Here is a 1,809-nt window from a genome sequence, read left to right as displayed (position 1 = left end):
TGGGCCTCGAATTCCTGCCGTTCCTCAACAATCCGATTGTCGCCGTGGCGCCGCCCGACCACCCCTTGAGCCTGCAAGGACCGCTGCGCCTGAAAGACCTGGAGCCTTACACGCTGCTGCTGCGCGACACCTCGCTGCTGAGCGTGGAACCCGGTCTCGGTCCCGAGCGTTATCGCCTGCTCAACAGCGTGCGCAGCTACGCCCTGGCGCAACTGCGCGACCCGCTGCAGGTGGCGCAGTTGCAGCAAGGGTATGGGCATTATCTGGGCGCGTTTTCAGGCCGGCCGTTTGTCTTGCAACTCGTCGAGCAGGCGGCGCACGCCGATTAGGTCCTGGGTGGCGAACCCTTCGGTGAATCGCGTGTAGACCGCGTTCAGCAGCTCGTGGGCCGCTTGCCGGCGGTCTTGGCGCTGCCACAGCCGCGCCAGTGCGGTCGCACTGCGTAACTCCCAGGCCAGGGCACCTTGCTGGTGCGCCAGACCCAACGCGTCGAGCAGCAGTGCTTCTGCCGCCTGGGGATCGTCGATGTGCTCGGCGCGCACCCGCAGAATCTCCGCAGTACACCAGCCGGCCGCGCCGTTTCTGGCGCGTTCGAACATCGCCGCGTCCACCGCAGTCGCGTTGAAGGTCACCAGGGTGTCTGCGACCAGGCCGAGCCCCTGCAGGTCTTCGTCTGGCGCCGTACCGGCGTAGTGTCGGGCCCAGGTGTGAAACAGCTGCACCGAGTGTTTTTGCGCTTGTTGCATCAACAGGTCCAGCAGTGAGCGCGCCGAGGTCGCGTCGCCGTTGTAGCGGGCAATGACCACCCCGGCCAGGGCCAGGGTGTAGCAGATCGAGGTGCCGTGGTTGATCTGCAGCGCCAGTTCCAGGGCCTGGTTCGCGGTGCGCCAGGCGCGCTCCGGGAAGCCCCGCAGCCACAGGATGCGGGCGAGGATCGTCAGTGAGGCCACGCTCTGGTCGTACTGCACGCCGAAGCCATGGGTGAACCGGTTCAGATGGCCGCTGTGGGCCATGCGCTGGATCACCTGTTCGGCATTGTGCTGGGCCATTGCCTGGTCACCTGCAAAGTGCTGGGCCAGTACCCGCAGGCGTTGGGCGCTGAGGTCGAGCAAGGGGGCGGCCTGGGGGCCGAGTTGATCGAAGTGCAGGCTTTGCGCAAGCGCCTGGCGATAGTTGCCGCAACACAGGTTGACCGCCATGTGGCCTGACACCGCACGCAACTGGCCGCTCAGGTCATTGTTCGCTTCGGCCAGGCGCCGCGCGCAGGCAAAGGCGTCAATGGTCTGCGGCGTACCGCCCTGGGTGTGATACGAAAAACTGCCCAGCGCCAGTTGCAACGCCATGTGCAGGTGCGGGTTCGGCGCCGGCGATTGCGCCAGCCGCGCGAGCGCCTTGCCCACGTACAGCCCGTGCTCCCTCAGCAGTGACAGCTCCTGCCACAACGGCATCGCGCTGACCGTCAGGCGAATCCCCAACAGGTGCGCGCCCTGGTCGCCCAGGCCCCAATCCAGTGCGGTGCGGATGTCTTCGCGCAGGGGCGCATAGCGGTCGATCCAGGGCTGGGTCGCGGTCTGTTCCCAATCGTCCCGTGCCTGTTCCATCAAGGCCAGGCAGCGTGCGGCGTGGCGCTCGCGGGTGGTGTCGAGTTCAGCGGCCACGCTGAGCTTTTCCAGGGCGTAGGTGCGGGTGATGTCGAGCAGGCGGTAGACCATCTCGTCATCGCCGGGCTCGACATTGAGCAAGGACTTGGCCACCAGTTGGGTGATCGAACCCAGCACCTCGGCCGGCGCGATCTGCTCCCCGGCGATC

At 66.6% G+C, this 1,809-nt stretch carries 1 protein-coding gene and 1 pseudogene; one reads left to right on the top strand and one right to left on the bottom strand.

What is annotated here, in order from left to right; all coding sequences use genetic code 11:
- On the top strand, positions 1-329 hold a 329-nt coding region (locus L9Z73_RS31255), incomplete at its 5' end, for a LysR substrate-binding domain-containing protein (protein WP_345894196.1).
- Here the strand turns inward: L9Z73_RS31255 and L9Z73_RS30030 are convergent.
- Positions 276-1,809: pseudogene (locus tag L9Z73_RS30030) on the bottom strand (transcriptional regulator); the annotation flags it as partial. The gene L9Z73_RS31255 and the pseudogene L9Z73_RS30030 overlap by 54 nt on opposite strands.

It is taken from the genome of Pseudomonas emilianonis, assembly GCF_023072625.1.
Taxonomy (GTDB): Bacteria; Pseudomonadota; Gammaproteobacteria; order Pseudomonadales; family Pseudomonadaceae; genus Aquipseudomonas; species Aquipseudomonas paraveronii.
The sequence above is the reverse complement of the archived record's forward strand: the minus strand, read 5'-3'. Positions and strand labels throughout refer to the sequence as shown.